The following is a 23,695-nucleotide window of genomic DNA, read 5'->3' as shown; positions in this document are numbered from 1 at the left end:
AGCATCCCCGCTCCCGTCGATTTCGGTTCGCGTCTTGCCGATCACGTGACCGGGAGAGGTGAGGAAGGAAGGACGAACGCTCCCCCGGTCACCGCATCGCCGTGACGCTTGCTCGAGTTATTCAGGGTCGTCGACTCACTTGACGGTGACGGTGTAGCCCTGCTGCTCGCCGTATTCGGCCAGCTTCTTGCCGTAGTTGGTCAGGGCCTGCTCGAGGGTGATCTCCTTGGTGTAGGCCTTGGAGACCTCATCGCCGTAGGTGGACTGGGCGTACGGGTTGTACGGCAGGTACTGGAACTTCTCGGTCGGACGCTGGGCCGCCTCGGCGAGGATCTGGTTGACGTTCTGGCCGCCGAAGTAGTCGTTGGTCTTCTTGTTGGCCTCGGTGGTCGGATCGGTGAAGGAATCGGACTGGAGGATCTTCTTGAGGGACGGGAAGGTGCCGGTGTCGGCGGAGATCTGCGCACCCTCACCGTGGGTGATGAACTCGACCCACTTCCATGCTGCGTCCTGGTTCTTGCTCTGCTTGGTGATGGCCCATGCGGAACCACCGTCCTCGGCGGAGACCTCCTTGCCGGACTCCCACTGCGGCAGCTGGGCGACGCGCCAGTTGCCGGCCTGGTCGGGGGCGCCGGTCATGAGGTTGATCGGCATCCATGCGCCGATGGTGAGGGAGGCGAGGGTGCCGTCGTTGAGCTCGCGGTTCCAGTCGTCGGACCAGTTCGGGGTCTTGGTGTCGATGAGGTCCTCGTCGATGAGCTTCTGAACGAACTTGATGTAGCGCTGCATGCCCTCGTCCTTGGTCATGTTGATGGTGATGTTCTCACCATCAACCGTCCACGGCTTGGCGCCGGCCTGCCAGGTCTGCGCGGTGAACGGCTGGTAGTCGTTGGAGGTGCCGGCGATGTTGGTGATGTAGGAGCCGGTGGCGCGGATCTTCTTGGCGGCCTCGTAGTAGTCGTCCCACGTCTTGATGGATTCGCCGTCGACGCCGGCCTTGTCGAACACGGCCTTGTTGTAGAAGAACATCTCCGGGCCGGAGTCGATCGGCAGCGCGTACGGCTTGTTGTTGTACTGCAGCTTGTTCCACGGGCCGGCGGCGAAGTCGTTCTCCATCTTGTCGGCGCCGTATGCGGTCAGGTCGACCAGACCGTCGGTGACGGCGAACTGGGTGACGGTCGGGTCCTCCAGCATGACGGCGTCCGGTGCGCCGTTGCCGGCGGCGATCGCGTTGGTGAGTGCGGTGGAGGTCTTCTCGGCGGTGCCGGTGTTGTTGAACTTGACCGTGATGCCGGGGTTGGCCTTCTCGAACGCCTTGACGATGTCCTTCATCGAGTTGCCGGAGTCCCAGCCCCACACGACGAGGCTGGCCTTGTCGGCGTCGCCCTTGTTCGCGGAGTTGTCGCTGGCGGTGTCCGAGCCGCCTCCGCAGGCGGCGAGTCCGACGAGCGTGGCGACTGCGGCGCCGGCCGCGACGATCTTCTTCAGGTTACGCATGGTGTTATCTCCTCCTGAGCGATGAGTCGGAGCGCATTCTCCGGCCGGTATCGCCCTGTTTCTGTCCTTGCGGTACTTGCGGTACTTGAGCTTGGGTACTCGGTTGATACAACTGTGTACCAAGTACGATTCTTATGATACAGCCGTGTACCAATTTGTCAACGGCAGACGAAAAGCAGCGTGTCGAGCCCCAGTCCACGGCAACAGCCAATGGGAAAAACCGAAACGATGAACGCCGGATGCATCATGAGACGACACCCGCACAGTGGACGCACAGTGGCCATACGGTGGACGCACAGTGGAATCAGCCAGCCAAAAATGCCCGACATCAGTAATATAGGCTCCAATCCCCCATAGCTGCATTTGAGAGGAAGAGCAAATGGCGGGCCTGTTTCAGGCTGTTTCGAAACAGCGGAACCCCTTGGGAACCACCATCCGGACACAGGGTTCGGGTAGATACACGTTCGGTCTGGCTCTAAGCGCCGGTCTCGCGGGACTGCTGTACGGATACGACACCGTATCCATCTCCGGCGCGATCGAATTCCTTCGCGCGAAATATGGTCTCGACACCGTGATGGAGGGACTGGTCATCTCCTCCATCATGATCGGCGCGATCATCGGCGCCGCGACGGCCGGCTTCCTGTCCGACAGATTCGGCCGCAAGAAGATCCTCATCATCGGAGGCGTGTTCTTCCTCATCTCCGCCATCTGGAGCGCACTGACCTTCGGCCCGATCACGCTGATCGCCGCGCGCATCGTCGGCGGATTCGGCATCGGACTGACCGCCGCACTCGCCGTCACCTACATCACCGAATCGGCGCCGACCAACATCCGCGGCCTGCTCTCCTTCTCCTACCAGATGCTCGCCGTGTGCGGCATCTTCCTGACGAACGTGATCAACTACGTCATCGCCTCGTACGGCACGAACCACTGGGACGTCGAGACCGGCTGGCGATGGATGCTCGGCCTCGGCGCGATCCCCGCCGTCGCCTTCCTCGCGGCGATGCTGCGGGCGCCCGAAAGCCCGCGATTCCTCATCCAGGTCGGCAGGGTCGACGAGGGATTCGAGGTGCTCGAGCACATCCTCGGCACCGAACGCGCCCGACTGCGCACCGACGACATCAGCGCGTCGGTCAAGCTCGAGAACGAGATGTCCAAGGAGTTCCACGACCTGTTCCGCCCGGGACTGCGCAGGGCGCTCATCATCGGCATCTTCCTCGCCGTGTTCAACCAGTTCGTCGGCATGAACGCGATCTCCTACTACGGACCGGTCATGTTCGCCGACATGGGATTCGGCGGCGACACCGAGTTCCTCGCCTCCGCCAGCGTCGGCGGCATCGAACTCGTGTTCACGGTCGTGGGCATGTACCTGATCGACACGTTCGGACGCAAGCGTCTCATGGCGATCGGCACCGGACTCATGTGCCTGTTCGCCCTGTGCATCTCCGCATCCTACGCGATGGGCAGTTCGCTGCTCACGCTCGTGTTCGTGATGATGTTCGCCGCGTCGTTCGCGTTCTCGATGGGGCCGATCCCGTGGATCGTCATCCCCGAACTCTTCCCGACCTACCTGCGCGGACGCGCCACCGGCCTGTGCGTGACCTGCCTGCTGTTCGCCAACTTCGTGATCGCGCAGTTCACGCCGATGATGATCGACGGACTCGGCGGCGGCATCTCGTTCGCGATCTTCGGTGTCCTTGACCTCATCGGACTGGTCGGCATCATCACGATGGTTCCGGAGACGATGGGACGCACGCTCGAGGAGATCGAGCACCTGTGGCAGCCGAACACCGAACTGGCCGCGGCGAAGTACGCACTGAGCTCGGCCGACGCGAACATCCGCCACGCCGAGGCGACGATGATGCGAGTCGAGAACGAACGCCTGCAGGCGATGGGCATCATGACCGCGGCGGAACGTGCCCGGGTCGCCGCACAGAAGAAGATCTTCGAGATCGAGGTTGCGGAACGGGCCAAGGCCGAACGCCAATCGGCCGAACGGGCAGCGGAGGAGGCCCGTCAGGCGGCGCACACGCGTGGAGCCGAATCGCTGGCTGCATCGCTGGCTGTGCGCGGCAAATCGGACAGGAATGACGATATCGCCTCGGGGATCAGGCGGATGAAGCCCGACGCGGGTCGTTCCGGCAACGCCTACCTGCACGAATCGCAGCTGCATGGCGAGAGCGAGGAGACAATCACGTCCCGTTCGATCGCGATGACCGATGGCAGGAATACCGTGGGTAACGCCGGGGGTATTGGCGATTCGAGCGATTCGAGCGATTCGAGCGCAATGGGCATCGGGGGAATCGGCGTAGCCGAGGAAATGGGCGCAGCCGGGGCGACCGGATCGCGGGCTCCGGTGTCGCCGAAGCCCGCGGATACGCGCCCATCCGCGGCCACCGCGCCTGCCGACGCCGTGAGCTACGGAACCGTTGGGAGCGCCGGCGAGAGTGCGGCTTCTCTCGAGGAGAACAGGCATCGCGATGCCGATCGGTATCGTGGAGCCGAGGTACGGGAGCAGGGCTCCCAGCAGGGCTCCCTTGTGGATCGGGATCAACGCGGTCAACGCGGGGACGATGCCGATTTCGGGACGCATCAGGACGCACGGATCGAAATCCCCGATATCGCGCCGGAAGGCATGGGATCGGACAGGTCCAGGCGCGGAACCGGCAGCGTCATGTCCGGCGATGGCCGTGGCACCGGACGCGACGGAAGCCATCGTCATAACGAGGATGGGGACAAGGGCCACGACTATGGCCACGCCGAGAGCCACGCCAAGGGCCACGCCGAGGGCAGAGAGCCGCGCGTGCTGGAGTACGGCGAGGCGATCCCGAACCGTCCCATCACCCCCGATCCCGAACTGTCGCGGGGTGTGCTGCTGCCGCGTGAGGCCGATATCCACCCCGTCGAGGCATCGAATCCAACGGGGGTCTCGGCAAGCGAAGAGGAGCGCGAATCCGCCGCCATCGACCGTGCGCTCGACTCCCTCGACGCCCTGATCAAAGCGTAGGAGGTCATTCTCCCCATTCCCAGGTTTCCCTCTCATCACCCTTCGTCGGAGGCCGCCGCAGTGACCTCCCAACCACAGTGACCTCCCAACCACAGTGGCCTCTCAGCGTCACTTATTCCCGAAATAATCGGACTCCGCGGGAATATGTGACGCTGCCTTGAACTCAGCGTCACTTATTCCCGAGCAATGGACCAATCTCGGAAATATGTGACGCTGATTTGGACCGAGCGTCACTTATTCCCGCGGAGTCCGATTATTTCGGGAATATGTGACGCTGAGGAGGAGAGGATGAGGAAGGAGAGGAATGAGGAGGGGAGAGGAAGAGACGCCCCGGAAAAGCCACCGACGGGGGACGGATTCCAGTGATTCTTCCCCACCTGACCGACTGACGGGAAGGTCAGGTGGGGAAGGACGCTTAACGCAGCGAGAGCGTCTGGTCGGCGATGCGCATCGCGGATTCGCGGTGAGAAACAAGAACCACAGCACGGAGGTGGGGAGCCGTCTTGGTCGACGAAACTGTTTGGGCACTGGTAATGTCAATGCCCCTGCCGCGGGCGAGATCGCGGATCGAACGTAGGATGACGGCCTCGTTGAGGGCGTCGAGGCGACTCGTCGGCTCGTCGAAGAGGATGAGGTCGGCGTCGCGCAGGAACACGCGGGCCAGACCGATGCGCTGGCGCTCGCCTTCGGACAGGCGATCGCCGAGCTCGCCGACGGGGGTGTCGAGCCCCTTGGGCAGCGAGTCGATCAGGTCGAGGACGGAGGCCTTGCGACACGCGTCGCGCAGCAGCTCGTCACTCGAGTGTACGGAAACGCCACTGGCGTTATTGGTGTCGGTGACCGTTGCTGTGAATGGCAACTCATCACCCGGGCGTACGGGGACGCCACCGGAGTGGGAATCGGCGGTTCGGTCGGCAGAATCACCGGCAATCACTTCACCAGAGAGGGTCGGATCGCCGCTCAGCTCCCCTTCCGGGAGAGCGAGGAGGAGATTGTCTCGGATCGTGCCGTCGAACAGGTGCGTCTCCTGACCCATCAGGGCCTGCACGCGACGACGGTGATGCGCGTTAACCTGCGGCAACGGAGTGCCGGACATCGTGACCTTGCCGGACTGCGGGTCCCAGTAGCGCATGAGCAGTTTCAGGATCGTCGACTTGCCGCGGCCGGAGGGGCCCTGGATGCCGAGGATGCCGGTGATCGGGATGTCGAGGGTGAAGTCGTCGAGGACCGGAGCACCGGTGGCGGTCGTCGCGGATCCGGCCGTCACCCCGACCCCGACCCCGACAGCATCGCCCTGTCCGACGGACTTCTGCGCGCCCGACGCATCCGCGCCCGGCGCATGTGCATCCTGCGTCTGCGGATAGGCGAAGGTGACGTGGTCGAGTCGCATGCCCTCGTAGTCGGGCGTGTGCTTGCCTGATTCGCGCACCGCGGGCGATTCGTCCATCAGGGCGAACAGGCGGCGTGCGGAGGCGAACGTCTGCGTCAGGTTCGCGGGCAGCGCGCTCAGCGCCATCGTCGGACCGAAGGAGCTGGCGAACAGGACGAACGCGACGATGATCGACGGCACCTGCGCAAGGTCGGCGGCGGATGCGGCGCCGAACGCGGCGCGCAGCACGGCCGCGGTCGTCAGGATCAGCACGAGCAGACCGCCGATCGCGGCGAATCGCCCGTTGACGCGGCTCAGGTCGGCGTGCTTGCGCCACAGTCGCTTCGTGCGCGTGACGATCGCGGCGACGCGATCCTCGCCACGGCCGAATCGGATGATCTCGTCGAGACCGCGCATGTCGTCGAGCATCACGTCGTCGAGCGCGGAGGCCTGGCGGCGGATCGCCGGGCCGAGGTTGCGCACGCCGGTCGCGAAGAACTTCGGCACGAGCACGCCGATGATCAGGTGTGCGACGATGAGCAGCAGCGCCATCATGGGGTCGAGCGTGAGCAGCGCGATCGTGTATGCGACCGACGTGACCACGGCGATCGCGACGGGGCTGATCGTGTGCGCGAAGAAGATCTCGAGCAGTTCCACGTCGGTGGTGATCAGGGCGATGAGATCGCCCTTGCCGTGTCCGGCGAGCTTGGCCGGCGCGAGGCGGCGCAGCGCGTCGAACGCCTTGGAACGGAACAGGGCGAGCAGGTGGAACGCGACGTTGTGGTTGAGATACTGTTCGACGTAGCGCATGACGCCGCGCAGGAGCGCGCAGACGATCATCGCGATGACGGCGGGACGCACGTCCATCCCCCACACCGGGTGTCCGGCGAGCGCGAACGCGGCGACCATGCCGAAGACCGGCAGGAAGGTGGCGGACAGGTGGCCGATCGCGCCGGTGACCGAGGCGGCGGTCATGAGGCTCGCGAGGGGCTTCGCCTCATTCAGGAGTCGGGAGATGACCTGTTGCGTGGTCATCGATTCGGCCGGCGCGGTCGGACGCGGCTTGAGGATTCGGAAGTCGGACTGAGGGACAGCGGCGGCATCGGCGGCGGCGCCGGCGTTGACGTCGGCATCAGCATCAGCGGAATGGTCCGTCTTGGAGGCCGCCTTGTTCTCCTCGATGCGGTGGGCGCGTTCCTTGCGGCGTTTGGCGACGCCTTCGCCGTCGTAGGAGGGCGGGACGTTTGCGGCGGCGGATTCGGTCCTGACGGATTCGGCAAGTCCATGTTCGTCGGAATGAGTCGCATCGGCTTCGGCGGTGGTCTCTCCCCCAGTCAGCTCCGCTGACGGCTCTTTCGTCAGAGGGAGCCGGAAAGCGTTCTCGTCGGTATCGGTATCCGCATCGAGCGATTCGATGTCGGCCTGGGTGTGGAAGAGTTCGGCGTAGCGGCCGCCGGCGACGAGCAGGTCGATGTGGTCGCCGGTCTCGACGGTCTCGCCGTGGTCGAAGACGGCGATGCTGTCGGCGCGTACGGCGTTGGCCATGCGGTGCGTGATCATGATGACCGTCTTGCCGTGGGTGGTGGCGAGTTCGCGGATCGTGGCGATGATGAGCTCCTCGCTTTCGACGTCGACGCTGCTGGTCGCCTCGTCGAAGACGACGATCGGCGCGTCGTGCAGGAGCGCGCGGGCGATGGCGATGCGCTGGCGCTGTCCGCCGGAGAGGTTCGCGGCGTCCTGTTCGATGGTCATGTCGAGTCCGTCGGGGTGCGAGCGCACGAAGTCGGCGATGCGCGCCTGTTCGAGCGCCTGCCAGAGTCGGGCTTCGACGGATTCGGAGGTATCGCCCGCAGGCAGGGCCATCGTGAGGTTGTCGCGCAGGGTGCCGGCGAAGAGGTGACTGTGCGCGCCGATCAGGGTGACTGCGCGGGAGAGCGATTCGGCGTCGAGGCGCGAGATCTCGACGGCGGAGTCGGACGAACCGATCGTCAGGGAGCCGGAGTAGCCGGTGATCGTACCGGCGAGGAGTGCGGCGGCGGTCGACTTGCCGGAGCCGGACAGGCCGACGATCGCGGTGACCTGGCCGGGGCGTGCGGTGAAGGTCACGTCGCGCAGGGCGGGGGACGTTGCCGAGGAGCCGGCCCCGGGGTCACTGGCCTTGCCGGCATCGCCCTGGTCATAGGAGAAGCCGACGTGGTCGAAGCGGACGGTCAGGTCCGTGGCGTCGGCGGGCAGGGATTCGTCACCGTGCGGCGGTTCGGGCGCGTCGAGGAGCGCGAAGATGCGCTTGGTGGAGGTCATGCCGTTCATCGCGACGTGGAAGTACGAGCCGAGCTGTCGCAGCGGGATGAAGAAGTCGGCGGACAGCAGGGCGATGAGCAGCAGTCCGGACAGCGTGATCGGCCCGCCGATGCGGAACGGGAACGCGTAGGACAGCGCGTAGCCGACGTACGCGAGCGGGCCGGGCAGTCCGCCCGCCCAGCTGACGAGCGAGACGCCGGCCGCAGCGCCGGCGGAGCCGAGTCCGGAGGCGTACTGCCACAGGGCCATGCCGATGCCGGCCGCGGTGCCGCCGTACGCGACGATGTCCATCGCGGACAGGGATCGTAGCTGGATCTGCAGCACGCGCATCGTCATGACGCGGAAGTTCTCGGCCTTCTCGTCCATTTCGCGGGCAGCGCGCTCGTCGGCGTCGAACGCCTTGAGGGTCTCCAAGCCCTGCAGGTCGTCGAGGAAGGCGGCGCCCATGTCGGTGTATCGCCCCCAGTATTTCTTGAACACGCGGGCGGCGCTCATCGCAACCATGCCGACGATCACGACGATGAGCGGCGCGCATATGAGCAGCGTGAGCGAGGTCGGCAGGTTGATCGGGGCGATGACGAGGAACAGGGTGATCGGCGCGATCACCGCGTAGAACAGCTGCGGCAGGAACAGTTCGAAGAACGTCTGGATCTGTTCGATGCCCTCGCCGGCCGACTGGACGATGTCGGCGGTCTTCACGCGCGTGCGGTAGGACGGGCCGAGCGCGAGCATCTTGCGGTAGAGCTTCTCGCGCAGGGCGAGTTTGACGCGTTCGGAGGCTTCGGTGCCGAGTCGTGCGGCAAGCGTGGTCATCCAGAATCGGATGATCGCACACACGGCGATCATCGCAAGGTAGAAGATGAGGTCGCCAGCCATCGGGGCTTCGGCGGTGTGGCCCGCTCCGGTCAGTCCGGCGACGGCGTTGCCGAGCAGGGCGACGAGGGCGATCATGAAGCCGATGTTGGCGAGAAGCGCCACCCACAGGCACGCGATCTTGCCCGCCACGAGCCGGCCGATGCCGGGTGCCAGCTGGAACAGTCGCTTATCGAACATTTTTTCTTCCCTTCGCATGTCAAACCCCTACCAGCGTACTGAAAAGCGGGGTCACACGCCATACTCGCCTACAGCGAATCGTTCTCACTAGCAAAAGTGTGAGCCTTCCGCACATTCCCGCACAATCGCACATCGCCGATAATCGTTGCGATTCCGCCATTCCGGCAATCACGATGTGCGATTGACAACATGTCAAGGCTCACACTTTCCTTATTGAAAACGATTCGCTGCAACCCCTATAGCGCAGATCGGCCGCATGGGGCACCCGCATCGGATCAACCCTGAAGATCACCTCAGGCGCCGGCCGCGCAAGACCGATGATGCGCGCATTGGTCTCGGTGACGGCACGCCAGGTCTCGGCGCGGGTCAGTCCGCAGGATTCCAGCGCGTCAAGCTCTTCGAGATTGCGCCCGAACAGGTACGGCGTGCAGTAGTCGGTGCCGACGCCGATCGTCACACCAGCGTCGCGGGCGAGCCGTACAGCGCGGGGATGCGCGTCGGCGGCACGACCCGCACGTTCCGAAACGATCGCCGGCACGCCGAGTCCGTCTTCGCCCGCCTGCGTGCGATCGGCAAGAATGCGGTAGATGGCGACGGTGGGAATGAGCGGGATATGTGCGTCGGCAAGTCGTTCAGCCTGTTCACCAGTCAGATACACACCGTGTTCTACGGTGTCGACGCCAGCTTCGATGGCCCAGTCGAGCGCGACGCCGCCCCAGACATGAGCCATCGCCCTGCGACCGGAGGCGTGGATGCGCGCGATGATCTCGTGGATGCGATCACGTGTCATAAGCGGGTCAAGCACGTGTTCCGGTGACGTACCCATGCCGCCGGTGAGAAACAGCTTGACCCATGGAGCGGCATCGGACGACGTCGACGCGATGCGAGAGAAAGTCCTGTTCAGCGAACTCGGGCTGGCAGCCTCGTCGTGTCCGATCATCGCGGCACAGCCGACGACCGTGACCGCCGGATCCGTCTCGCTCCCATATACAGCCCCGTCCATGCCGCCGGCGTCGCGCATCGCGGTGAACCCGCATGCGCGCATGAGCCGTGCCTGTTCCGCGACGAGTCGCGCGGTCTCACGGGGCGTGCGACGGGCACGGTCGGCAGCGTCGAAATCGGTCCAGGCCAGGTGCGCGTGCGCATCGACGAGTCCGGGTGATCGCCACAGACGCTGACTGCGGCACGGTTTATCGGCCGTCCCAGACGTCTCGGCCGTCTCAGATGTTCCGGTCGTCCCGGTCAATTCCGTCAATCCGGTCATCGGCGCATGTCCCCGGATTCTCCGATGTCACCGACCGTACCGGGCAGCGCGACCTCGCGGGCGGCGGCGAGGAGGTCGCCGGAGTAGCCGGCCAGGGGTGCGTGGAAGAAGAGATCGGCGGGGCCGTCGGCGACGATCCGGCCGTGGCGCATGACCGCGACCTCGTCACACACCGCGTTGACGACGCCGAGATCGTGGGTGATGAGCAGGAGCGCGAGACCACGCTCGCGACGGAGTCGGACGAGCAGGTCGAGGATGCCGCGCTGGACGGTCACGTCGAGCGCGCTGGTCGGCTCGTCGGCGACGAGCACGTCCGGTTCGACCGCGAGCGCCCGGGCGATGGCGATGCGCTGGCGCTGTCCGCCGGAGAACGCGCGGGGGCGGCGGGCAAGGATGTCGGCGGTGCCATCGGCGCCGTCCCCCTCCCCCAGTCCGACCATGGCGAGGAGTTCGCGGCATCGCGCGTCGACGACGTCACGCGAGGGATGCGGTCCCAGCGTGCCGTGCAGGAGCATGCCTTCGGCGAGGATGCGGCGGACGGTGTGGCTCGGGTTGAGTGATGAGTCGGGGTTCTGGAAGACCATCTGGATGCGCCGACGCTGCTCGCGCGTGCGACGGATCGGCGCGAGCTCGCGTCCGTCGAGCAGGGTGCGGCCGGCGGCGGGCGCGATGAGTCCGGCGGCGACGCGCGCGAGGGTCGATTTGCCGGCGCCCGATTCGCCGACGATGCCGAGCGCGCGGCCTCGCTTCAGGGCGAGCGAGACGTCGTCGACGGCGGTGAAGCCGCCGTAGGCGACGGTGATGTGACGCAGTTCGAGGAGGGCTCCGGGAAGATTGCCGCCGGATGCGATGGGGATTGTGGCGTTCATCGGGGATCCTTTCCTTCGGCAGGGATCGGCAGGATCGCGTCGATGAGACGTTTCGTGTAGTCGTCCCGCGGATCGGCGAGGATGCGCTCGGTCGGTCCGGTTTCGACGATGCGCCCCTGATGCATGACGATGAGTCGGTCGCACAGGTGCGCGGCGACGCCGAGATTGTGGGTGACGAACAGCATCGTCAATCCCAGTTCGCCGCGCAGTCGGGCGAGCAGGTCGAGGATCTGGCGTTGGACGGTCACGTCGAGCGCGGTGGTCGGCTCGTCGCACAGGAGGATGTCCGGCTGCACGGCGAGCGCGATCGCGATGCCGACCCGCTGGCATTGTCCGCCGGAGAGCTGGCCGGGGTAGCGGTCGTGCTCGCGCAGCGATTCGGGCAGTCCCAGTGAGACGAGCAGGTCGGCGGCGCGACGGTGGGATTCACGTCGGGCGTTCGGGGAGAATCGGCGGCCGAGGCCGAGTCGGCCGATGAGTCCGCTGCCCGTATGGCCGGGAGCCTCCTCATGGCAGCGCATGACCTCGGCGACCTGCCTGACGACGCCGCACAGCGGGTCGAGGGAGGCAACCGGATCCTGGAAGATCATCGCGAGACGCGGCTGGGCGGATGGCGTGGTTACGGCCGCGGGGTCGGTGATGCGGACGCCTTCGGGCGGTAGGCCCATGATCGCGCGCAGGGTCAGGCTCTTGCCGGAGCCGGATTCGCCGACGATGCCGACGGCCTCGCCGCGCGCGACGTCGAACGAGACGCCGTCGACGAGCGGCCTGCCGTCGGCCGTCGCCTCGACGCGCAGGTCGCGTACGGCGATGAGCGGCATCGCGCCGCCCGGTTCGACATCGACCGTCTCGCTAGCCGTCTCGCCAGCAGGTTCGTCCGGCAGCGAACGTACGGGACTCCGCTTCTCGCTCATGCGCTCCTCCTCCAATCGTTGAGTCCGTCGCCGATCAGGGCGAGGGCGATGCCGACGAGCACGACCGCGCACCCGGGCAGGGTCGACACCCACCAGCGGGTCGACAGGAACGACTGGCCGTCGGCGATCATCGTGCCCCAGTCGGGCGTGGGCGGGGCGATGCCGAGCCCGAGATAGCCGAGCGTGACGATCGCGACGAGCAGGGCGACCATGTCGCTCACCAGCACGGTCACGGCCTGCGACAGGACGTTCGGCAGCATCTGCCGCACGAGGATCGACAGGTCGTTAAAGCCCATCACGCGCGCGGACTCGACCCATTCGGCGCTCGCAAGCGAGGCGGTCGCGCCGGTGACGGTGCGTGCGAAGATGATCCATCCCATGATGAGGAACGTCAGAAAGATGCCTTTGACGCCAGTTCCGGTCACGAACGCGACGACCGCGACGAGCAGGTAGAACGGGAACGCGATCAGCGCGTCGGACAGGAGGGTGATCACGCGGTGCGGCCATCCGCCGTAGAATCCGGCGACGAGCCCCGCGGCGGTGCCGATCACGAACGGCGCGGCCTCGACGCCGACCATGAGCGCCAGGTCGATGCGTCCGGCGGCGGCCACTCGCGTGAGGATGTCGCGTCCCAGCTGGTCGGTGCCGAACGGGTGGGCGAGGCTCGGCGGCTGAAGCATCGCGGAGATGTCCTCGGCGATCGGGTCGTAGGGCGAGAGGAACGGGATGATGATGACGGCGAGCGCGATCAGGGCGAGCAGGGTGAGGCCGGCGACGAGCGTGGGGGCGAAGGTGCGTTTCATCGTTATCTGCCCTCCCGTACGCGGTAGTCGACGAGGCCGGTGGCGATGCGGACCAGGGTGGAGACGATGACGACGCCGAGGGCGCAGTACATGGCGATCGCCTGGATGAGGGGGAAGTCGCGTGCGGTGATCGCGGAGAACAGGAGCGTGCCAACGCCGCGCAGGCCGAAGACCTGTTCGACGACGAGCGTGCCGCCGATGAGGAACGAGATCTTCATGCCGTACAGTTCGAGCGCGGGCATGAGCGAGTTGCGCAGCACGTGGCGGCGGATCGCGCGTTCGGGCAGTCCGGCGGCGCGCAGGGTGGTGACGAAGTCGGAGCCGAGCACGTCGAGGATGCGCGTGCGCAGGGATCGCACGATGAACGGGGTCTGGGCGAGTGCGATCGTGAGCGAGGGCAGCGCCATCGAGTAGAGCATGCCGTCGATGCCGGGCTGTGTGCCGCCGACGGGGAAGATCCGCAGCGTGACGGCGAAGAGCAGCACGAACACGAGTCCGACCCAGAATTCGGGCATGCCGAGGGTGATGGTGGGGACCACGCGCACGAGCTGGTCGATCCACGTGCCCTTGTGCAGTGCGGCGATCATCGCCAGCGGCAGGGAGATCGCGACGACGAGCACGGCCGAGCAGCCGACGAGCCACAGGGAGACAGGCATCCGGTCGAGGACGAGCGCGCGCGAGGAGGCGTGGTAGGCGATCGATTCGCCGGTGTCGCCCGTGGTGGCGAGCGTCGCGATGAACGACGTGAACTGCCGCCACAGCGGCTGGTCGAGGCCGAGTCGGCGATGCATGTCGGCGATCTGCTCGGGCCGGGCCTTGAGTCCCAGTACCATCTGCGCCGGATCGCCGGGCACGATGCGCACGATGAGGAACACGCCGACGGCGACGAGCGCGATCACGAGCAGCGCGTGCAGGACGACGCCGCCCAGCCATCGCAGGGAACGCGGGGCACGCGGCGACAGTGCGATGGGAGGCACGGCACGACGGGATGCATCGCCGCGGGATGCGTGGGTCGAGGCTCCGGGCGAAGCTGCATCACCAGGGCGGATGCGGCGGGATTGGATCATGTGGGCCATTGTAGGACTCCGGTCACGGCAGCCATCGCGCATCATCCACGCATCGGCGCGCGCGGAAGAGCCGGCACGCGCGATTCAGACGGCGCACACGTAAGAAAAACGTAAGAAAAACACGGGAATAACCCCACGCATCGTATGCATTCCGTTAGGAGCCGGACGAGCGCACGCGAGCGGCCAATATCATTGGCAACGGTGGTCTGTCTCACAATCGCAAACGATTGCGAGCGCAGTTCCCGGCCCCTGTGACGATGTGCCGAAGGGGCTGTCAGCGAAGCTGACTGGGGGAGAATACAAGACATGCCCGCCCAATTCAATTCGATGAGCCACTAGGGTCCATGCCCGTATGGGGCCCACTCGGGGATGGCGACGGCACGGTCACGTGCAGGACGGCCCCGAGAAGGAGCACATGGCACGATGGCGAACGCGATACTCGTCACGGAGATCCTCTTCGCAATTCTGATCTCCTCGTTCCTCAGCCGGTTCCTGCCCAAGATATCGACCCCGCTCATCCAGATCGCCTTCGGCATCGTCTGGTACTTCACGCCGTCGCTGCAGAACATCCAGTTCGAGCCGGACATGTTCATGCTGCTGTTCATCGTGCCGCTGTTCTACCTTGAGGCGCGCAACATCGACCGCAACGCCCTGGGCAAGGACCTCAACCTGTCGATGTCGCTCGCCGTGGGCCTCGTGCTGGTGACGATGGCGTTGAGCGGCGTCGCCCTGCACGCCATCTGGCCGGCGATCCCGATGATGGCGGCCGTCGCGATGGGCGCGGTCATCAGCCCCACCGACGCGGTGTCGGTCGCGCAGCTGGGCGGCGTCGTCAAGCTCACCCCGCGCCAGCAGTCGGTCTTGCAGAGCGAAAGCCTGCTCAACGATCCGGTCAGCCTCGTCGGCTTCCAGACCATGCTCGTCGCGCTCGCCACCGGCAAGTTCTCGCCGGTCGGCTTCGGCTGGCAGGTGCTGCTGAGCTTCATACTCGGCACGCTGATCGGCGCCGTGGTCGGCTGGCTGTTCGATCGTATGGTCCTGACCCTGCGACGCCACAATCTCGAGGACGTCACCACGCGCATGCTCATGGAGTGCTTCCTGCCGTTCGGCGTGTATCTGATCTCCGAGCATGTCGGCATCTCCGGCCTGCTGGCCGTGGTGGCGTGCGGCGTGGTGATCACGTTCCCGCGCACCGGCGTCGGCGGCGACGTGGCGCGCGTCAACCTCGTGTCGAACTCGGTGTGGCATTTCGTCGACTTCACGCTCAACGGCATGGTGTTCGTGCTGCTCGGCATCGAACTGCCGATCGCGATGCGCGCGATCTGGGACGATCCGCGCGTGAACCTGTGGATGGTGATCGGACTGGTGCTGCTGCTGACCGTCCTCACCCTGCTGCTGCGCTTCGCCTGGTGCGTGGCGACCCTGCGCTGGGCGAAGGATCTCGTCACCGGCCTGCGCCGCAGGATGACGCCGGAACGCTGGCATTCGGCCGTGGTGATGACCTTCGGCGGCCCGAAGGGCGCGATCTCGCTGGCGATGGCGTTCTCGCTGCCATATTCGATCGACGACGGCGCGTCGGTGCCGGTGCGCAACATCATCCTGTTCATCGTCTCCGGCTACATCGTCCTGTCGATCCTCATCTCGAACATCATGCTGCCGCTGCTCTCCCCCAAGCCCGCGGACACGTCGAAGGAGGAGTGGGCGAAGCGCGACATCGAGATGCTGCGCCGCACGATCGCGAAGATCGTCGACGCGGAGACGCCCGAGACGCACTCGGCCGTCACGCGCGTGCTCAAAAGCTACAACGACCGCATCGAACGCGTCGAGATGAACATCCCGTCGTCCTCGCCGAGGGAGGCCAACGAACTGCGCGTGCGGACGCTGGAATGGGAGCGCGACTGGCTGCGCAACGAGATCAAGGCGCGACAGGGCGTGGTCGACCCGGACAAGGAAACGCTCCAGCAGCTGGAGGGCGCGAAATACCTGCTCGAACACATCGAAGGAGTGCTGGAGCGGCTCGAACCCGGCGACGAGGGGCGCAGGCACGGCCTGTCGTTCCGTCTGGCGAAGATCCGCCGCCGCTTCATGCCGGTGATCCGCCGCTACTGGGAGGGCGTGGCGCAGCGCACGCCGGGACTCGAGGCAGAACACACGCGCGCGATCCGCGCCGTGCAGGTGCCGCTGTACAACGACATCATGGAGAAGTTGCAGGATCTGCTCCTCGACCACGTCTACGACGCCGAACTGGTCGCCGAACTGCTCATCGAATACCGCAAGGGTCTCAACCAGATCCTCGACACGTCCATATCGGCGATCCCGCTGGAGGACGACACGAAGGTCAAGACGGTGCGCGCCGACGCGATGCGCATGGAGCTCGACACGATCCGCGAGATGCTCGAGAACCAGGAGATCACCCGCGAGGACGCGCGCCTGATGCGCGCCAACGTCCACCTCATGCAGGCCGAGACGGTGATGGCGCAGTGAAGCAAAAGGAGGCCCGTCTCCCGGAAACGAACCGGGAGACGGGCCTCCTCACTTAGTCTGGCTCCCCTTGTACCTGGCTCCCCTTGTCAGGGGAGCTGGCCCGCGAAGCGGGTCTGAGGGGTAGTCAGCAATATGATTATTCGATCTTCACGTCCTGGAATCGCACGGAATCGTTCGGCAGGACCTCCAGTCCGCTCACGTTCTTGCGCACGGCCTTGACGATGTCCGGCGAGTACAGCGGGATGTACGGCACCTCGTCGGCCAGGGTCTGCTGGATCTTCGTGTAGAGTTCGGCGCGCTCGCCGCCGTCGGGCGTGACCTGCGCCTGCTTGAGCTCCTTGGTGACCTCGTCGTTGCTGTAGCTGGTCCAGTAGGACTTGCTGAAGCCGTCCGGGTCGGCCTGGAAGTCGATGATCGAATCGGCGTCCGGGTAGTCGGCCTGCGCGGAGTTGATCATGATCTGGTAGTCGAACGCCTTGAAGCGGGAGCGGAAGGTCGCGATGTCGACCGAGTCGATGTCGAGCTTGACGCCGATCTTCGCGGCCGCCGACTGCAGCAGCTGCGCGGCCTGCGAGTACGCGTTGTTGCCGGAGGCGAGCAGGATCTTCGCGCTGAAGCCCTGCGGGAACTTCGATTCGGCGAGTTCGGCCTTGGCCTTGTCAAGGTCGTTGTCGAGCGGCTTGATCGTGTCCTGCGTGCTGTATTCGATGGCCTTCGGCAGGACGGTCTTCGCGGTCACGGCGTGGCCGAAGCTCACGGCCTTGGTGACGTCCTCGCGGCTCAGGGCGTAGGCGAGCGCGCGGCGCACGTGCACGTCGGCGAGGTGCTCGTCCTTGGTGTTGAAGAAGAACGTGTTGGTGACCCAGCTGCCCGCGGTCTCCACCTTGGTGTCGGCGCCGTTCTCGAGTTCGTCGAGGTTCTCGAGCGCGGGGCTTTCGATGCCGTCGACCTCGCCGGTCTTGAGCTGGTTGACGGCCTGCGTGTCGTCCTCGACGACCTTGTAGACGAGCTTGTCGATGCCCGGCTTGCCTTCCTGCCAGTAGTGCTTGTTCTTCGTGAACGTCAGGTCACCGGACTTGTCCCACTCGGAGACGACGAACGGACCGGTGCCGACCGGGTTCTTGAAGAAGTCGTCCTCGGACTTGCCGCCGAAGTCCTTCGGCACGATGCCGTTGGAGAAGTTGGCGAGTTCGGCGAGCAGCGGGGTGTACGGGCTGTTGAGTTTGATCTCGACGGTCTTGTCATCCGGGGCGTCGACGGAGGCGATGTCGGCGGTCAGCGGCAGGGCGGCGTCCTTCTCGGCCTGATGCTGCTTGATCGAGAAGACGGCGTCGGCGGCGGTCACGTCGGAGCCGTCGGAGAACTTGAGGCCGTCGCGCAGGGTGAACGTGTAGGTCAGACCGTCGTCGGAGATCTGGTGCGACTTGGCGAGCCAGTCGATGATCTTACCGTCCTTGTCGAAGCTGACGAGCGGTTCGAACACCTTGTCGATGGCGAACGCGTTGTTCGAGGTGATCTCGGTCCACAGGTTGAGCGATGTCACGGAGGCGGCGCGCGCGTAGGTGAACGTGGTCTGGGCGCTCTTGTCGGATGCGCCGGCATTCGCACTCGAGGATGCGGTGGTGCCGCCGGTCTGCGAGCAGGCGGCGAGCGAGAGCGCGAGCACCGCGGCGAGTCCTGCCGCGAGTACGCTTCTCAGTCCCTTGTGGTTCTTCGTTCTCATGATTCTTCCTCTGCTTGATGCTGTTTCGTTGCGCGGGGCGGGCGCATGCGGTGCATGACGCACCTGGCGTGCAGGACGTGCAGGACACCGGGCCGCGCAACAGTCATGCGCAATAGTAAACGCCTATCGTGTCGCGGTGCAATCGCGACGCGATAGGCGTTCCTTCTAGCGGGTTATCGGTGTCCGAAACCGTCGGTCAATCGACTTTGCGGTCGACTGCGCAATCGACTGCGCAATCAGCGGACCTTCTGCGCGGCGACAAGCGCCTCCGCGGCGGCCTTGGTCGCGATCGCGCGTTCCTTGGCACGGCGGGCGCGGGCGAGCTCGGCTTCGGCGGCCTTGATGTCGGCCTCGGCCTGCTTCAGGTCGGCGGTGGCGCGCACGACCTCCATCTGCGCATTGGACTGCTCGGCCTTCGGCTTCCACAGTTCGGCGATCTCCTCGAGCGTCTTGTCCTTCGTCTCAGGCACGAACGTGACGACGCCGAGGAAGCACAGGAGGTTGGTGCAGGCGAACACGAGGAACGTGCCCATGCCGCCGATCGAGCTGATGAGCATCGGGGTGAACTGGCCGATCGCCCAGTTGGTGGCCCATAGGAACACGGTGCAGATGCCGGTGGCGCGACCGCGCAGGTAGGTCGGGAACAGCTCCGGGATCATGATCCACGGAATCGGGCCCATCGAGAACGCGAACGCGGAAGTGAAGCACATCACGAAGATGAGCATGAGCAGCTGGTAGTTGTTCGCGTAGGAGAAGGAGATGCCAAGCGCGAACAGGACCATGAGACCCGAGCCGACGGCCATGAGCTTCTTGCGGCCGGCGGTGTCGATCAGATACATGCCGACGACGGTGAACACGAGCTCGATGCCGCCGACGAGCGAGGAGGCGAGGAACTCGGTGTTGCCGCCGAAGCCCATGTGGCTGAACATGACCGGGCCGTAGTAGGAGATCGCGTTCATGCCGATCGCCTGATTGAAGATGGCCAGGAAGATGCCAATGAGCAGGGCCTTGCGCAGGCCAGGCTTGAACAGGTCGGAGAAGCTGGCGTTAGCCTTCCTCTCCTCGGCGATCTGCAGCTGGATCTCCTCGACGTCGCGGCGCGCCTTGTCGGAGCCGCTGATGCGTTCGAGGACCTTGTATCCCTCCTCGACGCGGCCGGCCTGGACGAGGAATCGCGGCGACTCCGGGGAGAGCCACAGCGCGGCGACGAAGATCGCGGCCGGGATCGCGCCGATGCCGAGCATCCAGCGCCAGCCGGAGGCAACTCCCCACTCGTGGGAGCCGGAGGAGGCGATGAAGTAGTTGATGACGTTGGTCAGGAAGATGCCCGAGATGGTGAGCAGCTGATAGGCGGAGGTCAGCGCACCGCGGATGTTGGTTGGCGCGGACTCGGTGATGTACGTGACGGCGAGCGCCGCGGCCAGGCCGATGCCGACGCCGCCGATGATGCGGGCGAGGATCAGCGTGAACGGGCTGAACGTGAACGCGCTCCACAGGGCGGCGACGAAGAAGAACGCGCCGCCGAACATGAGGATCTTGCGGCGGCCGTACTTGTCGGACAGGAATCCGGAGAAGCCGGCGCCGATCACACCGCCGATCATGATGGAGCTGATGACGAGACCCTGTAGTGCGGGGCTCAGCGCGTACCGCTCCTGCAGGAAGTCGATCGCGCCGGAGATGGATACAGTGTCGTAGCCGTAGAGCAGACCGGCGAGGCCTGCGCTCAGTGCGAGGCCGACGATGTATCGGCCGGAGCCTCGGCGCTGGTGGTCGTCCGTTTCCTCCACCGGGGTGACCGATGCGCCTTCGGCCACCGCGTCCTTTGCCGCTTTCGATACTGCGTTATTCATGGCAGCGTCCTTACGTATGATGTGTTCTTCCTCTGCTTGCCGCGAGATTGCAAGCGCTTTCCATACGTACTGCGGAACCTGATCAAACACAGTACGTTAACGCTAACAAAAATCGCCGAATGACATAGTAATCGCGATATCGAGCGAAACGGCCGTATCGGCCGAACTGTTGCCAAACTGTTATACTCGCCCGGCGGCGGCCCGCCACTCCATCGCACGCAGGCCCCGGCAATATCCCCCGCCGCACACGGCCGCCCTTCCGTTGTGGACCTGTACAAAAGCGGAACCCCGGGTTGTGGCATTGCGCACAATACGGCGCAACCTACGGGCGCGTAACCTCGTTGACAACATGACGGGGAGCGTCAACATGCACGATGACGCACGACGACGCACGACTCCCGCCCCGCCGCCGAACGTACGTAAGGAACGTGGAATGCTCACCGAATACACCACCCCCGGCTCGTCGATCGAGCTCAGGCACGACCAGACCATCTACTCCCTGCTCACCGCGCGACTCGAGCGCACCGGCGAGGACACGGTCATCGCCGAGAAGAAGCTGGGCCCCGGCCGCTGGCAGAACGTCACCACCGGCGAGTTCCACCGCATGGTCGTCTCCGCGGCGCGCGGCCTGATCGCCCTCGGCACCGGCAAGGGCGACGCCGTGACGATCTTCTCCTCGACCCGCCTCGAATGGGGCGTGCTCGACTTCGCGATCGCCGCGATCGGCGCGGTCAGCGTGCCGATCTACGACACCGACTCCGCCGCACAGGCCGAACGCATCATGAACGACTCCGACGTGAAGCTCGCGTTCGCCGACGACCGCGAGCGCTTCGACCGTCTCGACTCGGTCAAGGACCACTGCCCGGCCCTGAAGCAGATCCTCATGATCGAGGGCAACGCGCTGGGCGCGCTGGAGGGTCTCGGCGTCACCGTGTCGGACGAGGAGCTGGACGAGCGCATCACGTCGGTCGGGATCGACGATCTCGCGACGATCGTCTACACGTCCGGTTCGACCGGCGCGCCGAAGGGCGTGGAGCTCACGCATCGCAACTTCGTGTCGATCACGCTCGCCGCAAGCGAGGCCCTGCACGAGATGGTCCTCGACGATCATCCACGACTGCTGCTGTTCCTGCCGCTCGCCCACTGCTTCGCCCGATTCATCCAGTACGCGTCGATTGCCTCCGACGACGGCGTGGTCGGCTACCTGCCGGACACGAAGTCCCTGCTGCCGGATCTGCGCTCGTTCGAGCCGACCTACCTGCTGGGCGTGCCTCGCGTGTTCGAGAAGGTGTACAACGCGGCCTCGCACAAGGCGGGCGCCGGCTGGAAGGGCCGTCTCTTCCTCAAGGCGGCGGACGCGGCAATCGCGTGGAGTCGAGAGGAGCAGGCCGGCGAGAAGCACACGCTGCGCGAGATCGCCGACCACGCGCGCTACGAGGCGCTCGTCTACCGCACGGTGCGCGGCGCGCTCGGCCCGAGGATCAAGTACGTGGCGTGCGGCGGCGCGCCGCTGTCGCTCGACCTCGCGCACTTCTACAACGGCATCGGCCTGCCGATGATCCAGGGCTACGGCATGACGGAGACGGCCGCCCCGTTCGCCGCCACGCGCGTCGACGACAACGTGATCGGCACGGTCGGCCAGCCCGCGCCCGGCTCCTCGGTGCGCATCGCCGAGGACGGCGAGCTGCAGGTCAAGGGGCCGAACGTGTTCCGCGGCTACCACAACCTGCCCGACAAGACCGCCGAGGCGTTCACCGACGATGGATGGCTCAAGACCGGCGATCTCGCGACGATCGACGACGAGGGTCGCATCGCGATCACCGGCCGCAAGAAGGACATCATCATCACGGCCGGCGGCAAGAACGTGTCCCCGATCCCGCTGGAGGAGGAGATCGCCAAGTGCCCGATCGTCGAGCATGCGGTGGTGGTCGGCGACCAGAGGCCGTTCATCGGCGCGCTGGTGACGCTCGACCCGGAGGCGCTGGCCCTGTGGCTGCCCGCCCACGGCCTGTCGATCGACACGCCGATCGATCGCCTCGCGACCAACGCGGCCGTCCACGACGAGATCCAGCGCTACGTCGACAAGGCCAACGCAACGGTCTCGCGCGCCGAATCCGTGCGCAAGTTCGTGGTCCTCGACACGCAGCTGACGCAGGAGAACAAGTGCCTGACGCCCTCGCTCAAGGTGGTGCGCCCGGCCGTCAACCGCGTCTTCGCCGACGTCATCGAACAAGACCTCTACGCCGGCAAGCACTGAGTCACCGAGATCAGCGACAACTGCGCGGATCGGAGCGGAGGCAACGCAACGACGTTCCCGCTCCGATCCGTATCAGCCTCGGATCATGCTCCAGAGGAGTAGAACACCTCGTCGTACGGTATGATCACCTCGTTCGATCGCCTGTCGGAGGCAACACCGGCATCCTTGCCACCGCGGTCGGACCCGCCCGCGTCCGCGGGTACGGGCGGGCGGTGTTTCAGCACATACGTCTCGCCGTACGAATCCTCGCGGGCGATACTGCGCGCGAACCGCTTGTCGGCGATGACGACGTCACCGGAACGCCACCACCATTCACGGATCTGTCCCTTGCCGTCATGATGGATGACGACCGGCCGGGAACCACTGGGCTTCTCCGCCCACGTCGCGTCGACATTGGGATCGAACCACAGGACCCGCACCGACACGCCCGCGGAATCGCCATTCCCCGCATCGGCACCGCTCTGCATCGAGCGATACGGGGCGACGCCCTCGACATACAGGCGCAGGATGGATTCGCGCCCGGATCGCACGTCCGCAACGAACTTGGCGATCCGCTCATCCTCCGACCCGCCGAGCACATACCACGGATACGACGAGTCCTCCCCCGTGTCGGCGGAGTATGCACGCCAGCCATGTTCGGCCCGACCGCCATACACGTACCCGTTGTCCTTCAACTGCTCGGCGGTGACGGACGGGTCGAGAGCGGACAGTTCGTCATAGATGCGTTGCGCGGTCATACGCGTCGCGCGCTGCCAGACGAACGCACCGGTGACGATTACCGCGAATGCGAGGAACGCGGCCAGCAGCCACCACCATGTGGGCCGCGCGGACGACCGATCCGTCATCCTGCCCGTCATAACGTCCTTGTTCATCACGGCCTCCTTTCATGGAACTTCTCGTGGGATTCGATCCCCATACCGATGATTCAAGCCTATGCGTTCGCGTCCGTCACCGTACAGCGGGCGACATGCGCCGCATGACATGGACTATTGTGCGGCGTGTCACCGGCCGTAGACTTGGGTCATGGATCGAAACAACGCATCGGACGACACGGGACGGCAACGCATCGCCATCGTCGACAACGATAGGATGGCACTGATGGCCCTGTCCGCACTGCTCACGCGCGAGGGGTTCGCGATCCGCTGGACCGCGCAGCTGGGCGCGGCCGCGATCCAACGCTGCATCCGCATCGATGATCGCCCCGACGTGCTGCTCGTCGACATGGCACTCGCCGACA

General features: G+C 65.5%; 13 protein-coding genes and 1 pseudogene. 4 read left to right on the top strand and 10 right to left on the bottom strand.

What is annotated here, in order from left to right:
• Positions 1–135 precede the first annotated feature (135 nt).
• Positions 136–1,497, bottom strand: a complete 1,362-nt coding sequence (locus BW11_RS09560) for an ABC transporter substrate-binding protein (RefSeq protein WP_140445411.1) — start codon at positions 1,495–1,497, stop codon at positions 136–138.
• A 421-nt stretch (positions 1,498–1,918) separates the two neighbouring features.
• On the opposite strand from BW11_RS09560, the gene BW11_RS09555 reads away from it, so the two are divergent.
• Positions 1,919–4,504 carry a sugar porter family MFS transporter gene (locus BW11_RS09555; protein ID WP_258184634.1) on the top strand — a complete coding sequence of 862 codons (2,586 nt, stop codon included), beginning with the start codon at positions 1,919–1,921 and terminating at the stop codon, positions 4,502–4,504.
• 415 nt (positions 4,505–4,919) lie between these two features.
• Here BW11_RS09555 and BW11_RS09550 read toward each other — a convergent pair whose 3' ends face one another.
• The 6 genes from BW11_RS09550 to BW11_RS09525 all read right to left on the bottom strand — a co-directional run bounded on the left by BW11_RS09550 (position 4,920) and on the right by BW11_RS09525 (position 14,054).
• Positions 4,920–9,125, bottom strand: coding sequence for an ATP-binding cassette domain-containing protein (locus BW11_RS09550; RefSeq protein ID WP_375137660.1), 4,206 nt, complete (start codon positions 9,123–9,125; stop codon positions 4,920–4,922).
• Positions 9,126–9,426: 301 nt separating this feature from the next.
• Complete coding sequence (locus BW11_RS09545) at positions 9,427–10,491, bottom strand: amidohydrolase family protein (RefSeq protein WP_140476363.1); 1,065 nt, start codon at positions 10,489–10,491, stop codon at positions 9,427–9,429.
• Positions 10,488–11,360 (bottom strand): ABC transporter ATP-binding protein, encoded by an 873-nt coding sequence (locus tag BW11_RS09540; protein ID WP_140445419.1) that lies wholly within the window; start codon positions 11,358–11,360, stop codon positions 10,488–10,490. The genes BW11_RS09545 and BW11_RS09540 overlap by 4 nt, the downstream gene beginning before the upstream one ends.
• On the bottom strand, positions 11,357–12,274 hold the full coding sequence (locus BW11_RS09535; protein WP_219846746.1) for an ABC transporter ATP-binding protein: 918 nt from the start codon (positions 12,272–12,274) through the stop codon (positions 11,357–11,359). Before BW11_RS09535 ends, BW11_RS09540 begins: the two co-directional genes overlap by 4 nt.
• Entirely contained in the window at positions 12,271–13,077 is an 807-nt protein-coding gene (locus BW11_RS09530) for an ABC transporter permease (protein WP_140445420.1), read from the bottom strand. Before BW11_RS09530 ends, BW11_RS09535 begins: the two co-directional genes overlap by 4 nt.
• 2 nt (positions 13,078–13,079) lie before the next feature.
• Positions 13,080–14,054, bottom strand: coding sequence for an ABC transporter permease (locus BW11_RS09525; protein ID WP_219846747.1), 975 nt, complete (start codon positions 14,052–14,054; stop codon positions 13,080–13,082).
• Between the two features lie 513 nt (positions 14,055–14,567).
• Between BW11_RS09525 and BW11_RS09520 the strand changes: the two genes are divergently transcribed.
• Positions 14,568–16,628: a cation:proton antiporter gene (locus BW11_RS09520; RefSeq protein ID WP_181162571.1), complete on the top strand. Its 2,061-nt coding sequence runs from the start codon at positions 14,568–14,570 to the stop codon at positions 16,626–16,628.
• 136 nt (positions 16,629–16,764) lie between these two features.
• Here BW11_RS09520 and BW11_RS09515 read toward each other — a convergent pair whose 3' ends face one another.
• Both BW11_RS09515 and BW11_RS09510 read right to left on the bottom strand, forming a co-directional pair.
• Positions 16,765–18,351, bottom strand: coding sequence for an ABC transporter substrate-binding protein (locus tag BW11_RS09515; protein WP_140445422.1), 1,587 nt, complete (start codon positions 18,349–18,351; stop codon positions 16,765–16,767).
• A 236-nt stretch (positions 18,352–18,587) separates the two neighbouring features.
• Positions 18,588–20,201, bottom strand: coding sequence for a sugar porter family MFS transporter (locus tag BW11_RS09510; RefSeq protein ID WP_140445423.1), 1,614 nt, complete (start codon positions 20,199–20,201; stop codon positions 18,588–18,590).
• A 433-nt stretch (positions 20,202–20,634) separates the two neighbouring features.
• On the opposite strand from BW11_RS09510, the gene BW11_RS09505 reads away from it, so the two are divergent.
• Positions 20,635–22,458, top strand: coding sequence for a long-chain fatty acid--CoA ligase (locus tag BW11_RS09505; RefSeq protein WP_140445424.1), 1,824 nt, complete (start codon positions 20,635–20,637; stop codon positions 22,456–22,458).
• A gap of 83 nt (positions 22,459–22,541) precedes the next feature.
• Here BW11_RS09505 and BW11_RS09500 read toward each other — a convergent pair whose 3' ends face one another.
• A complete protein-coding gene (locus tag BW11_RS09500; RefSeq protein ID WP_140445425.1) occupies positions 22,542–23,330 on the bottom strand; it encodes a hypothetical protein in 789 nt (262 codons plus the stop codon).
• Positions 23,331–23,481: 151 nt separating this feature from the next.
• Here BW11_RS09500 and BW11_RS09495 point away from each other — a divergent pair.
• A pseudogene (locus BW11_RS09495) lies at positions 23,482–23,695 on the top strand (response regulator); the annotation flags it as partial.

This window comes from Bifidobacterium sp. UTCIF-38, assembly GCF_006454495.1.
GTDB lineage: Bacteria > Actinomycetota > Actinomycetes > Actinomycetales > Bifidobacteriaceae > Bifidobacterium > Bifidobacterium callitrichos.
This window is presented reverse-complemented; position numbering and strand designations above follow the sequence as displayed.